Raw genomic sequence first — 13754 nt, 5'->3', positions numbered from 1 at the left:
CCAAACGCATCATGGCCGGGACAAGCCCGGCCATGATGCGGAGGAGACGGAAATCAGCCTGGAAGGCGCGGCGCTCAGAGCGAGCGGTCGAGCCGGCTGGCCTGATACTTGGCGCGCCATTTCGGGCCAGGCCCGCGCATGTAGTGCAGCTCCGGGCGGTAGGGGTTGCCGGCGACCCTCACCAGCGTCTGCCATTTGCTGGCGACGAAGGTCAGGGGCTGGCGGAACAGGCTCAGTGACGTGAGCAACATGGCATCGACCTCAGTGCGGCTTGCCGAGCATGGCGGTGAAGGGAAGATCGAAGATCTCCTCGCCGTCGTCATCGCTGACGTGGATCACCCAGTCGCGCCAGTCTTCGGCACCGGGCGTCTGGATCATCGTGTGCATGATCTGGGTCGCGCGGTCGCGCGCCTCGGTCAGACTGGCGACGGCGGCGCCGTAGCGGTCGATCAGCGTGCCCTCGGTGTTGGAGCAGTGAAAATAGACCTGGACCATAAGCGCCTCCTGTAGAAAGCGATTGGGACGGCAAATCGATACCACCCCAAGCATTCGCGAAACATTCGGGTCGAGCCCGGTAAGGGAATTTACGGAGATTGGTCGGCACCAAGCTCGTTACAGGTTTAATCACAGGCGAGTGATCACTGGACGGCGCCAAGGCGCCATGGAACAAGGTCCCCGGGAAGTCGGGGGGCACCGTGAACCAGTTCACATTCGGGAGCGATCGGCGAAATCTGCGCCTGCTTGCAGCGGTCTTGGCTGCCGCGCTGTTCGGCTTCGGCCCGGCTTCGTCCGAGCCGGTCAGGAAAAGCGGTTACGCGATCGGGACGGATAGCTGCGGCAGCGGCGATCTCGCTTTTCCCCGGATCCGGATCGACATGAAGGCGGGATTTTGCGCCGGCCTCGTTGCCAGCGAAGAGGATCGCCTCAAATTCCCGCGTTCGATCGTCCAGGTGCCCGGCCGTGAGCTGTTCGTGGTCGCTGACATGGGCGGCTGGGGGCATACTGACGGGAAGCTGCTGCTGCTCGATCCGCGCGCGGCCCAAGGCCAGCGGTTCAAAGAGCTGCTGACGGGGCTCGAATACCCCTTCGGCCTCGTGATCGGGCCGGACAAAAAGCTCTATGCCTCGACCGCGGAGGCGATCTTCCGGTTCGATCCGCTCGCGGACAATCCACGGAGCACCGTCGAGACCATCATCCGCCACATGCCGGGGCGCCGAATCACGCTGCCTGACGGCACGAAGCTCGACGAGAGCGCGCACCCGCTCAAGCAGTTTGTGTTCGACAAGTCCGGGCGCCTGTTCGTCAATATCGGCTCGCACAGCGACGACTGCATCACGCCGGCGCCGATCACAAAGCCCTGTGCCGCGGCCGAAGGCGGCTCCGCGATGGCCGCGATCTGGCTGTTCACGCCGCCCGCAGGCGGCGTCTTCCCGGCATTGAAGCCTGGCGATTCAGATCCGCCGCACACGGTCTATGCGCGCGGCTTGCGCAACTCGCTGGCGCTGGCGCTGCACCCGAATTTTCCGGATGCGGGCTACGCCTTCCTGCAAGGCGAGAACGCCCGCGACCTGCCGGATATCTTCAAGCCGAACGAGGAGATCAACGCGATCGAGCAGGGCAAGCACTATGGCTGGCCCTATTGCTACGACCTGTCGACGCCGAGCCCCGAATTCAGGCTCGTGCTGCAGTCGGGGATCTACAAAGCGCTCTGCACGGCCAATGCGCTCTACAAGCCGCCGCTCTCGCTGATGCCGCCGCATGGCGCGCCGCTCGCGATGCTCTATTACCACGGCGCGAAATTCCCGGAGCTGGAGGGCAAGCTGCTGGTCGGCCTGCACGGCTATCGTCCGACCGGCAGCCGCGTTCTCATCTACGACGTCGACGATCACGGCTTTCCGAAGCCCAGCCCTCCGCCGGTGCGCTATCACGTCAGTTGCGCAGCCGATCCGACGCACAGCTTCCAGACCGACGCCGGTGAGGTCGCCGCTGCGCCGTTCGACGAACTGATCGCCGGCTGGCACCGCGTCAACGGCGCGCGGCCGCAAGGCGCTCCCGTCGGCATGACGGTTGCGGAGGACGGTGCGATCTGGCTGGTCGAGGACAAGAACCAGACCGTGATCCGCATCGATCGTGCTGCGGGCGATCCGCCTCAGCCGCTACCGTGCGACACGCGCAGCCAGGCGATGATCGATCAGCTCGCGGCTTTCGTCGCCAGGGATGCACAGAACAGCGTTCGCCTCACCACGTTGCGCAAGGGCCTCGTCGAGAAGCATTGCGTCGGTTGCCATTCGGATTTCGGCCTGAACGCGGGGCAATCGGATGCGGAGAAGGACAGGACAGCGCTGCGCTTCATGCTGTCGCAGGACGGCTGGATTTATCCTGGAGATCCCGATGCCGGCAAGCTGCGCACGCGCCTGCGCGGCCTCGGGGCCGAGAAGCTGATGCCGCCGGGCGGCGAGAGCCTGCCGAAGAGCGAACCCGGTTACACGCGCCTGCTCGACACCGCGGACCTGCTCGTCGGCAAAATGGTTCCGGGCACGCGGATGCGGATCAAGCCCGGCCCGCCGCAACGGAAGTTTTTCAGCAAAACCAACAAGGAATGCGGCGAAATACCGGCCGGAAAGGTCGTCGTCGTGACACAAAGGAGCGCTGTAGACAGACCCGGCTTCAGCCGATTCTTCCGGCCGGCCGATCACTATCTGAATGGCGAGTGCACCGACGACGATGGCTATTACATCCGGCAGGAATTTCTGGTGCCTGTGCAGTAGTATCCTGCTTGTCGCGACGCCGCTGGCCGCTGCCGAAACAAAACTGTTCGACAGCGTGCAGGTGACGCCCGCCAGCGAATACACCTTCGGCATCGAAGGACCCGCCGCCGATCTCGACGGCAATCTGTTCGTCGTCAATCTCGGCAAGCCCGGCACCATCGGCAAATTGCCCGCGGGCGGCGCCGCCTCGGAGCTGTTCGCGACACTGCCCGAAGGCAGCGTCGGCAACGCGATCCGTTTCGATCGCAGCGGCACCATGTTCATCGCCGACTACAAGAAGCACAACATCTTCGCGATGGCGAAGGGCGCGACCGAGCCCGTCGTCTGGTTTCACTCCGACGAGATGAACCAGCCCAACGACATCACCATCGCGCGCGACGGCACCATCTATGCGAGCGATCCGAACTGGAAGGGACGCGAAGGCCACATCTGGCGCATCGCGAAAGCCGCCGACGGATCGGCGCAGGGGCAGGTGATGTCGGCGCCGCGCGCGATGGGCACCACCAACGGCATCGATCTCAGTCCTGACGGCAAGACGCTTTATGTCGGCGAATCCAGCAGCGGTCAGATCTGGTCCTATGCGATCAACGGCAACGAGCTCACCGCGGCAAAACTGGTCAAGGCGTTTCAGCCCGACACCATCGACGGCCTGCGCACGGACGTTGCCGGCCGCCTCTACGTTGCGCGCATTCTCAAGGGGACGATCGCGCTGATGAAGCCGACCGGCGCGGTCGAGCGCGAGATCCCGCTGAGGGCCAAGGAGCCGACCAACCTTGCCTTCGGCGGCAGCGACGGCAAGACCGTCTTCGTCACCCAGCGCCAGGGCGGCTTTATCGAAGCCTTCCGCACCGACCAGCAGGGCCGCGAGCACTGCCTCCAGCGCGGCCGCTGCTGAGCCCGAGCCGTTTAAAGGCGGTCCGCTTCCCGTGCAGAACAGTGGCGTGAGGGCGGCATTCTTCTTGCTTGCATCTGGCCGCCGCAGGCATCAAGACATCTGTGGCACCGTCAAAGCGTTTTCGAGCGAAGTGGATACCGGTTCGCGTAAAGAAAACGCGTCAGAACAAGAATCCAGCACGCGACCACGGAGTGTTTGAGTGAAAGCCGTCCATACTGAACTGCACCGCAGCCACGATCCGCAATTCTTCCTGGTTCGCGGTGTCGTCAAGCGCACCACCGAGCAGCCCGAGCGCGCCGACCGCCTGCTCAAGGGCCTGAAGGACGGCAAGCATCAACTGGTCGAGCCGACCAAGTTCGGGCAGGGGCCGCGCGCACGCATCCACAGCCCGGAATACCTGACGTTCCTGAGCGAAGCCTGGGACGCCTGGACCGCGCTCGGCGATTCCGGTCCGGAGATGATCGGCAACATCCATCCCGTGCGCCACGCCGCGACCTATCCCACCCACATCGTCGGCAAGCTCGGCTGGCACACCGCCGACACCGCGGCGCCGATCGGTCCGGGCACCTGGGCCGCGGCCTGTGCCGCAACGGACGTTGCGGTCACCGCCGCGCAAATGGTGATGGATGGTGAGGATGCTGTCTACGCGCTCTGCCGTCCGCCCGGCCATCACGCCTATCGCGACATGGCCGGCGGCTTCTGCTTCCTCAACAACAGCGCGATCGCGGCGGCGCATCTGCGGCTCAAGCACGAGCGCGTCGTGATCCTCGACGTCGACGTCCATCACGGCAACGGCACCCAAGGCATCTTCTACGCGCGGCCTGACGTTTACACGATCTCGATCCATGCCGATCCCGTCGCGTACTATCCCTTCGTGTGGGGCTATGCGCATGAGCGTGGTGAAGGGCCCGGCCTCGGCACCAACCTCAACATTCCGCTTCCCATCGGCACCGGCGACGACGGTTACATCCAGGCGATGGACGTCGCGCACAAGGCGATCGAATCCTTTGCGCCCGGAGCCCTCGTCATCGCGCTCGGCTTAGATGCCTCCGAACACGATCCGCTGAAGGGCCTTGCCGTTACCACGCCCGGCTTCCGCCGCATTGGCCAGGCCATCGCCAAGATGGGCCTGCCGACCGTGTTCGTGCAGGAGGGCGGTTATCTCTCGGATATCCTCGGCGCGAATTTGACTTCGGTGCTGGCCGGATTCGAAGAGGCGCGGTGAGTTTGGCCCGCGCTTGTCTCGCCGAAGCCTTGGCGAAGGCGGGGAGCGGGAGAAAAGCTCAAAACATCCCGCTCGCCGCCAGCGCCTTGCAGACGTGCTGCATCTCGGTCTCGTCCGCGACCATGTCGAGCATGACCGTGGTCAGGCCCTTCGCCGCAAACGCCCTCAGCTTGGCGCCAATCTCCTCATAACTGCCGACGAGATAGGGGCAGTCGGCCTGAAAGGTCAGGAACGGCAGCAGCCAGTAGCCATTGTCCTGAAGCTCGCCGCTTTGCCCCTCATACAGCCGCCGCTTCCACACGGAGTCGCTGTTCTCCACGGTGAGCGCGAGCAGCTCGCGATCGTCGGGGTTGTCGCGGAAGCGCGCCTTGGCCGCCCGGTGCGCGTCGTCGCGGTTCTCGCGTGCGAAGATGCCGAAGTTCATGCCGGGTGCCGCGAGGCCATGATCGAGATCGGGCGGCAGCATCTGCATCTTGATGCAGCCCGTCTCTTTCGCCACGCGCTGCGCTGCTTCCGATTGGCCGGCGATCAAAAATTCCGGCATCAGCTCCGCCGGCAGGCGCGGGCGAAGCTGCAGGTTGCTCGCGCGGTAGAACCGGCCCTCGATAGTCACCGGCCGCGGGCTCGAGAGCAGCTGGCGCATCAGCGCGACGAACTCGCCGAGCCTGACATAGCGGTCGGCATGGGTCTGTTCGTCGCCGAGGCCCTGCAAGTCGCTGACCGCGGTCCCCGTGATCATGTTGAGATAGACCTTGCGACCGTAGAGCTGCGCAAAAGACGAGACGAATTTCGCCGCCGTGAACGGGTGCATGTAGACCGGGTTGACGGCGATCAGCGGCGAGCTCCGCGTCGTCTTCGCCATGACGTGCTGGGCCATGGCCCATGGCTCGACGAACACGTCGTTGCCTTCGAACAGCAGAATGCCTTCGAAGCCGTTGCGGTCGGCGAACTCCGCCACCCGCATCAACTCGCCGACATATTGCTTGGGATCGCGGTTGCGCGAGATCGCGGGAAAGACGCGCAGCCGCGAGGTCGTCATTCAGCCGCTTCCTGGAGCGGCCAGGCATTGCGGCTGATGGGAAGGCCGCCGTCCGCACGGGAACCGTCGGCGATCGCGAGGCGATGCGAGGGCGAGGGCGAGCACAGCGAGAAGCGCCATCCCGAAGGATCGTCGGCGATATCAGGCTTGAAGCTGATCTCGATGGCCTCGCGCGACACCTGCATCGCGAAGGCGTCGAGCGGCAGGTTGAGCCCGAAGCCTCTGGCCTTCAGATAGGCCTCCTTGAGCGTCCAATAGTCGAAAAAGCGCTCGATCGCCGCCGGCTCCGGTAGCTTGCGCAGCGTTTCGACCTCCTCCGGCGCAAAGAAGCGATTCGCGGTGGAAAGCGGGGCGACACGCCGTGACACGGTTTCGACGTCGACGCCGACCGCCTCGTGCCCGGATACGACGCAGGCAACGCAGCCGTCGGCGTGCGACAGGCTGAAATGCAGCGCGGTCGAGGTTTTGGGCGATGCGACAAACGGTCGCCCATGGCGGCCGGCCCCAAAGGACCAGTCGGTGGGAGCAACATTCGGCGCGGCCTGGGACAGCGCCAGGCGCAGCATGGCGTGCGCGAATATATATTGCCGCCGATGCCGCTCGAACTTGAAGCGGTCGGCGCGGATCCGTTCGTCGACCGAGAGCAGCCGTCGGCACGCATCGGCTGCGCCCGGCGCGTCAATGGTCGCGATCAGTCCGACAAACAGTTCAATTCTGTCGTCTGCCATCAATTGGGCCTTTGGCGTCAGGCAGGGGCCAAATCCCCGGCTCTGACGGAAGAATCAACTGAGCAAGAATCAACCAGTGGACCGGTCTTAGCGGTCCACCCAGGCAAATTCTTGTCGATTTGCAGGCCGGTTTACAGGCGCAAGCTTGTGCGAGACCCCAACTCGACGAGCGAGCGGCATAATTTGAAAACCGGAGGCCGAAAAATGAAGCCTGAAGATTGGTGCGGCGTCCCTGCCGACTAGTCTTACTTTTTCTTCTTGGCCTTCTTCGATCCGCCCAGCATCGAAAGGCTGGCGTCGACGTCCTTCAGTGCGGACTGGAGCTTCTTCTTCTCGCCGGCCAACAGCTTTTGCAGGGCCTTGCGGTCCTTGTCGCTCAACGAGGTGCCCTTGGTAAATTTGATGAAACCCATAACAAACTCCCCCGGTTGAAAATAATCGTCCAAATCAAAAAGGCGGGAATAATCTTGCGCGGTGGCGCCAAATAATCAAGATGCAACTTGATCATGCACAGCTTTGACGAGTGAACCTGTATTCGCCCTCGTGTACGGCCGGTCATGCCGCCTTGCGCGCGAGCAATCGGCCGAGTGGTGTGCCGGGTTGGGCGACGGCCGCCTCCAGCAGCGCGACGAGATCCGTCATCCATGCGCGGACCGTGCCGCCGTCGAGCAGCTCGTGCTTGTAATTGCATGAACCCGTGATTCCGGTCGGGCGCTCCTTCAGCATCAGCGACAGCCAGGTCTGATCGATCGGCAGCACCGGCTGGCCCTCGCGCGCGACGTTTCCAATTGATTGCACCGCAATCTCCGGCAGGTCGAGTGGCTGGCGCAGCGGATTCTGCAGCGTGAAATAGACCTGGAGCAGTGCGGCCGGGTCGATTCCCTCCCGCTCCAGATGGTCGGCCAGCATGTTGAACGGCAGCTCCTGCCGTGCATGCGCATCGAGCACGCTCTGGCGCACCCGGCCCAGGGCCTGCGCGAACGACAGATCCGCGGTGATTGTCGTGCGGACGATCACCGTGTTCTCGAACGGGCCGACGATGCGGTCGGTGTCCGGCTGGGCGCGATTGGCCATGGCGGTGGCGACCGAGATGTCGGTGCGGCCGGTCCGCGCCAGCAGCAGGGCCTTCAGGCCGGTCAGCAGGCACATGAACAGCGTGCCGTTGTGCTGACTGGCGAACGTCGTGAGTCGCGCGATCAGATCGGGCTCGAGCCCGAGCGGATGGTGTCCGGTGGACGCGCCGGGGCTTGCCTCGCCCTCGAAGACCGCAGCCGCGCCGCGCAAATTCTCCGTCCAGTCGGCGGCCTGGCGACGGGCGGCATCCGTGCCGCACCACCAGCGCTGCCAGCGCGCGACGTCCGAAAAGGCCGGCGGCGGTTTGGGCAGCGGCGCCGCGGGGCGCCCGGCCAGCGCCGCATAGCGGCCGGACAATTCCTCGAACAGCACGCCGATCGACCAGCCGTCGGCAATGGCATGATGCAGCGTCAGCAGCAGCACGTGATCGTCGGCATGGAGCCGTAACAGCCGCGCCCGCAGCAGCGGCGGCCGCGCGGTGTCGAACGGGGTATAGGCTTCCTGCTCGACCAGCAGATCGATCTTCCTGAGTTCGAGCGCCTTGCGCCGCTTGTTGTTGTGCGGCTGCCCGTCGCCAATGACCTCGACGGTGAGCACGGGGCCGAGCTCGCTGGGGGTGGCGATGCGGCTGACGGGCTCTTCGCCGTTCCAGCCGAAACCGGTCCGCAGCGATTCGTGGCGGCGCACGATGTCGCCGAAGGCTTGCGCGAGGATGGCCGGATCGAGCGGGCCCTGGAGACGGAAGGCAAAGGGCAGGTTGAACAGCGGCAGGCCCGGCAGGTTCCGCTCGATGCGAATCATCTGGTCCTGCGCGACCGAGAGTGTCGGCGGTCCGCTCTCGATCAGCCGCGACACGCTTGCAGCAGGCTTGTGCGGTTTCGCTGCCACGGCCTCGTCGACCCGACGGGCAAGCTCTTCGACCGTCGGCGCCTCGAAGATGGTCTTGATCGGCAGCGACACGCCGAGCGCACGGGCGACGCGTGCCATCGCCTGGCCGGCCAGCAGCGAATGGCCGCCGAGATCGAAGAAATTGTCTGTCACTCCGAGGCTCTCGACCTTCAGCAGGTCGATCCAGATGTCGGAGAGCACCTTTTCGGTGAAACGCCGCGCCGGCACGGCCGCGTCCGGCATAGCGGCTTCCTGTTGTGCGGGCGCCAGCAGCGCGGCGCGATCGATCTTGCCATGGGCATTGAGCGGCACCCGGTCCAGGAACAAAAAGGCGGACGGAATGGCATGGCCGGGTAGCCGGCCCTTCAGGAAGTCGCGCAGTTCGCTGGCGCTGACCCGGCTGCCGGGCTTGGCGACGATATGGGCGATCAGCCTGACATCGCCGCCGGCTTCGCGGCGCGGCTCGACGATGCCGGCGCGCACGCTCGGATGGTCGGCAAGCGCGTTCTCGATCTCCTTGAGCTCGATGCGGTAGCCGCGGACCTTGACCTGATGGTCGGCGCGGCCGAGGCATTCGATCGTGCCGTCGGTGCGGCGGCGGGCGAGGTCGCCGGTGCGGTAGAGGCGGCCGCCGGCCTGGCGTGAAAACGGATCGGGCAGGAAACGCTGCCGGCTCTGCGCGGGATCGTTGACATAGAAGCGGCCGATTCCGGCGCCGCCGATGCAGAGCTCGCCGGTCACGCCGACCGGCTGCGGCTGGAGGTCGGCGTCGAGCACGTAGAGCTGGGTGTTCGGCAGCGGCGCGCCGATCGGAACGTTGCCTGTCGCGATCGCCGGCGCCTTGGTCAGACGATGCAGCGACACGTCGTCGGAACATTCCGACGCCCCATAGGCGTTGATCAGCGGCACTTTCGGGCAGCGGGCGAACCAGTCGCGGCAGAGATCGACCGGCAGCGGCTCGCCGGTCGAGATCAGGAGCCGCAACTTCGCGAAGGCACGCTGGATGGGGGCTTCGTCCATGCGATCGAGGATCACGCGGAGCAGCGACGGGACGATCTCGAGCACGGTGATATGCTCGCGCTCGATCTCCCGCGCGAGCAGGATCGGGTCCTGCACGATCGCTTGACCACAGATGTGGACGCGTGCGCCGACCATGGGGCCTGCGAGGAACTGCCAGACCGAAATGACAAAACTCTGCGGCGCGGTCTGCGCGATCACGTCCTTGGGCGACAGCTTCAGCTCGGCAATCAGCGACGCCAGATGGTTCGACAGGCCGCGCTGCTCGATCATGACGCCCTTCGGCGCGCCGGAGGAGCCGGACGTATAGATGAGATAGGCAAGGCTTGAGGCTGCGCGCCGCGCGGCGCGGGCCGGCTTGGTCGCCCCTGGCGCGATGATGTCGTCGAGCTCGGCCACCTGGATGCGCTCGACCAGCGGCTCGAGCAGCGCCTCGACCATGGTCGATTGGGCACGCCCGGTCAGCAGCACGCGGGCGCAGCTCGATCCGAGGATGGTCGCCAGTCGTGCGGTCGGCTGGTCCGGATCGAGGTTCAGGAAGGCCGCGCCCGCGCGCTGTACCGCGATCATCGCGGCGAGCAGGTCGGGGCTGCGCTCGGCGAGCAAGGCGACCACCGTCTCGGGCCCGACGCCCTCGCGCAGGAGCCAGCGTGCGATCGCCTGGCTGCGGCGCGCCAGCTCGCGATAGTTCAGGGATGCGTTTCCGTCCGACACCGCGATCGCGTTCGGCGTCTTCTTCGCTTGCCGCTCGAAACGTTCGCAGAGATTGCCGCGCGTGGTGAAGTTGGCCGGCACGCCATGCCCTTTCGCCAGCAGCTGCCGGCGTTCGGCCTCGGTCAGCAGCGGCAGGCGCGAGATGCGCTGTTCCGGATCTGTGATGACGGCCTTGAGCAGGGTCTTGAACTGCGCGGCTATGCCTTCGATCGTTGCCGCGTCGAACAGATCGGTGGCGTATTCGAAGAAGCCGGTAAATCGGCCGTCGGCCTCGACGAGCTCGAGCGTGATGTCGAAGCGCGCCACCTTCGGGTCCACCTCCAGCCGCCGCGTCGACAGGCCGGGGAAGCGCGCCGCCTCGATCGAGGCGTTCTGCAGGATGAACATGATCCGAAACAGCGGATTGCCGTCCGTCCTTCGCGCGACCTGCAGCGCGCGCAGCACCTCCTCGATCGCAAGATCCTGGTTGCGGTAGGCATCGAGCGTGACCTGCCGCACGCGGCGCAACATCTCGCCGAAGCTCGGATCGCCGCCAAAATCGTTGCGCAGGATCAGGGTGTTGGCGAACAGCCCGATCAGCCGCTCGCTCTCGATCTGGTTGCGATTGGCGATCAGCGATCCCGTCGCGACGTCCTCGTGCGAGGTGTGGCGGAACAAGAGGCACTGGAAGGCCGCGAGCAGGGTCATGAAGGGCGTGACGCCCTGGGCCTGGCTCAGCGCACGGATGTCGCCCGAGAGCGTCCTTGCGAACTCGAAATAGTGACGGGCGCCATGACCGCTCCAGACCTCCGGCCGCGGTCGGTCGGTCCGCAGCGGCAGCGTGGTGACGCCGTCGAGCTGCGCCCGCCAGTAATCGAGCTGCTCCTTCGCCGCCGGCGTCTGCGCCCAGCCCTGCTGCCAGAGTGCGAAGTCGCGATACTGGAAGGTGGGTGAGGGCAGCGCCGCCACGTCCTTCTTGTGTGCCGCGGCATAGTGGGCGGCGAGCTCCTCCCAGAACAACCGCTGCGACCAGCCGTCGGTGACGAGGTGATGCACGTTGACGACCAGCGCGTGGCTGGATTTGTCGAACGATAGCAGCGTCACCTTCAGCGGCGGCTCGTGCGCCAGATCGAACTTGTATTGCGCAAGCTCGAGCGCCTCGCTCCGGATGTTTGCCACCCGCTTGTCCGCGGCGCAGGGCTTGAGCTTGATCAGCTCGAACCGCGGCGGGGATTGCAGCACGCGCTGCGCCGGCTCGCCCTGCCGTTCGATGAAGACCGAGCGCAGCGCTTCGTGACGCGCGCAGATCGCGGCGAGGCTCGCGGAGAGTGCGGCGACGTCGACCGGGCCCTTGAGCAGTGCGACTTCGACGACATTGTAATTGTAGCGGGTGGGGTCGAGCCGCGAGAGCAGATACATCCGCTGCTGCTGGAACGACAGCGGCGCGTCCGCTGCCGCCGCCTGGCGCCACGCCGGCAACGCCGCGTCGCGATGGCTTGCTGCGGTCTCCAGCCGGGCCGCAAGCGCCGAGACCGTGGCGCAATCAAAAATGTCCTCGAAGGAGAAGTCGACGTTGAAGCGTTCGCGCAGGCGCGAGCGCATCTGCGTCACCGCGAGCGAGTCCGCGCCGAGCGCGAAGACGTCCTGGTCGATGCCGACCTGCGGCAGCTCCAGCAAGCTGGCCCAAATCTCCGCGAGCTGCGTCTCCAGCGCATTGCGCGGCAGGCGCGTCTCGCCGGCATCCGCCGGCTCCGCGATCAACCCGGCGAGCGCGTTACGCTTGACCTTGCCGCTGGCGCCCTTCGGCAGCGCGGCCACGCTGCGGATCAGGCTCGGCACCTTGTACGCCGCAAGACGCTTTCGCGCGAACTGGCGCAGCTGGTCCGAATTCGCCTCGGAATTCGGCCGCAACACCACGACGGCAGCGACGTTCTCGCCGAGCTTCGGGTGCGGAACGGCGAACACGCCGGCCTCCAGCACCGCCGGATGGCCGAGCAACACGTCCTCCACCTCGAGCGGCGAGACCTTCTGTCCGCCGCGGTTGATCACGTCCTTGATGCGGCCGACGATGAAGAGATAGCCGTCGGCATCGAGATAGCCGAGATCGCCGGTCCGGAACCAGCCATCGCGGAAGGCGGCCTGCGTCGCCGCCTCGTCATTATAGTAGCCGCGCGTCATGTTCGCTCCGCGCAGCACGATCTCGCCGTGCTCGCCGCTCGCGAGCGTACGACCCGTCTCGTCCATGATCGCGATCTCGGGCCCCGCGGCGCGGCCGACCGATCCGATCTTGCGCAGCTCGAACGGATTGGCCGCGATTTGCGAGGCCGCCTCCGTCATGCCGTAGGTCTCGAGCACGGGAACGCCGAACGTCGCCTCCAGTCCGGAAAGGATCGCGGGCGCGAGCGAGGCCGAGGCCGAGCGGATCACGCGCAGCGACGAGGCCCGGACGCGGCTAGGGTCGGATTCCGCCGCCGTCAGCAGCGCGCGATGGATGGTCGGCACCGCCGTGTACCAGGTCGGTTGCAGCTCCCGCATCCAGCTGAAGAAGGACAAGGCGTCGAAGCCGTCGGTGCAGACCACGCTGGAGCCGGCGGCGAGCGCGGTCAGAAGGCCGGAGATCAAGCCATGGGCGTGAAACAGCGGCAGGACGTTGAGCAGGCGATCATGGGACGTGAGCGACAGCACGCGGCCGGCATTATAGGCAGAGAGGCACACGTTGCGATGCGTCAGCGGCACCATCTTCGGCCGCGCTGCCGTGCCCGACGTCAGCAGGATGAAGGCATCGTCGTCGCCACGCGAGGCGCCGCTCGCGCTCGCCGGCCCGACGGTCGGGCCGATGAAGGTGCAACCGCCGAGATCGTCTTTCGGCCCCGGCACGAAATCGATCACCGCGACACCGAGCGCCTTGGCGACATCACGGCTCGGTGAGTTCATGTCGGCGCGGGTGACGAGTGCCGTCAGCTTCAATTCGCTGAAATAGCGTTGCAGCTCGTCCGCGGTCAGGTCGGGATTGACGGGGATGCAGGCGCAGCTTGAGGCGACCGCGATCAGCGCCAGCGCGCTGTCGGCGCCGCGCGGCAGCGCAACGGCAATCCTGTCCGCAGGCGCGATGCCGAGCCCGCGCAGCGTGCGCACGAGATCCTGCGTCCGCTCGCCTAGCGCGCCGTAGGTGAGGGCCGGCCGGCCAGGGGCGAGGATCGCGGGCGCCGCAGGACTCCTGCAGGCGTAGAAGTCGAGAAGGCCGCCGATATGGGAAAATGTCTTCGTTTCCAGGCTCGCGCCGACCGATCCCGCTCCGGATGCAATGTCCGACAATGCCATTCCCTTTTGATCTGATTGGGCTATTCTTCCCAAGAGTTAGGGAACGCGTCCAGTCTGAGGTGAAGTTCGGGGCCCGAAATCTGTGGTTGAGGGGTCCCAAAGCCCT

General features: G+C 65.8%; 8 protein-coding genes. 3 read left to right on the top strand and 5 right to left on the bottom strand.

Features of this window, described 5'->3' with window-relative positions; genetic code table 11:
• Positions 1-261: 261 nt before the first annotated feature.
• Positions 262-495: a DUF6894 family protein gene (locus tag JQ635_RS27570; protein WP_211412921.1), complete on the bottom strand. Its 234-nt coding sequence runs from the start codon at positions 493-495 to the stop codon at positions 262-264.
• Between the two features lie 200 nt (positions 496-695).
• Between JQ635_RS27570 and JQ635_RS27565 the strand changes: the two genes are divergently transcribed.
• The 3 genes from JQ635_RS27565 to JQ635_RS27555 all read left to right on the top strand — a co-directional run bounded on the left by JQ635_RS27565 (position 696) and on the right by JQ635_RS27555 (position 4888).
• A complete protein-coding gene (locus JQ635_RS27565; RefSeq protein WP_211412920.1) occupies positions 696-2768 on the top strand; it encodes a PQQ-dependent sugar dehydrogenase in 2073 nt (690 codons plus the stop codon).
• Complete coding sequence (locus tag JQ635_RS27560; RefSeq protein ID WP_211412919.1) at positions 2725-3663, top strand: SMP-30/gluconolactonase/LRE family protein; 939 nt, start codon at positions 2725-2727, stop codon at positions 3661-3663. The genes JQ635_RS27565 and JQ635_RS27560 overlap by 44 nt, the downstream gene beginning before the upstream one ends.
• A 199-nt stretch (positions 3664-3862) precedes the next feature.
• Positions 3863-4888: a histone deacetylase family protein gene (locus JQ635_RS27555; RefSeq protein WP_211412918.1), complete on the top strand. Its 1026-nt coding sequence runs from the start codon at positions 3863-3865 to the stop codon at positions 4886-4888.
• A 58-nt stretch (positions 4889-4946) separates the two neighbouring features.
• Here the strand turns inward: JQ635_RS27555 and JQ635_RS27550 are convergent, their stop codons facing one another.
• The 4 genes from JQ635_RS27550 to JQ635_RS27535 all read right to left on the bottom strand — a co-directional run bounded on the left by JQ635_RS27550 (position 4947) and on the right by JQ635_RS27535 (position 13648).
• The gene (locus JQ635_RS27550; protein WP_211412917.1) at positions 4947-5927 is read right to left on the bottom strand and encodes an LLM class flavin-dependent oxidoreductase; all 981 of its coding nucleotides are present in this window, start codon (positions 5925-5927) and stop codon (positions 4947-4949) included.
• The gene (locus tag JQ635_RS27545; RefSeq protein WP_211412916.1) at positions 5924-6655 is read right to left on the bottom strand and encodes a 4'-phosphopantetheinyl transferase family protein; all 732 of its coding nucleotides are present in this window, start codon (positions 6653-6655) and stop codon (positions 5924-5926) included. The genes JQ635_RS27550 and JQ635_RS27545 overlap by 4 nt, the downstream gene beginning before the upstream one ends.
• Positions 6656-6900: 245 nt before the next feature.
• Positions 6901-7068, bottom strand: a complete 168-nt coding sequence (locus JQ635_RS27540; RefSeq protein WP_211412915.1) for a hypothetical protein — start codon at positions 7066-7068, stop codon at positions 6901-6903.
• 142 nt (positions 7069-7210) lie between these two features.
• Entirely contained in the window at positions 7211-13648 is a 6438-nt protein-coding gene (locus JQ635_RS27535) for a non-ribosomal peptide synthetase (protein ID WP_211412914.1), read from the bottom strand.
• Positions 13649-13754: the final 106 nt, after the last annotated feature.

Origin of the sequence: Bradyrhizobium iriomotense (genome assembly GCF_018130765.1) — a bacterium.
In the GTDB taxonomy this organism is placed as follows: domain Bacteria; phylum Pseudomonadota; class Alphaproteobacteria; order Rhizobiales; family Xanthobacteraceae; genus Bradyrhizobium; species Bradyrhizobium iriomotense_A.
This window is presented reverse-complemented; position numbering and strand designations above follow the sequence as displayed.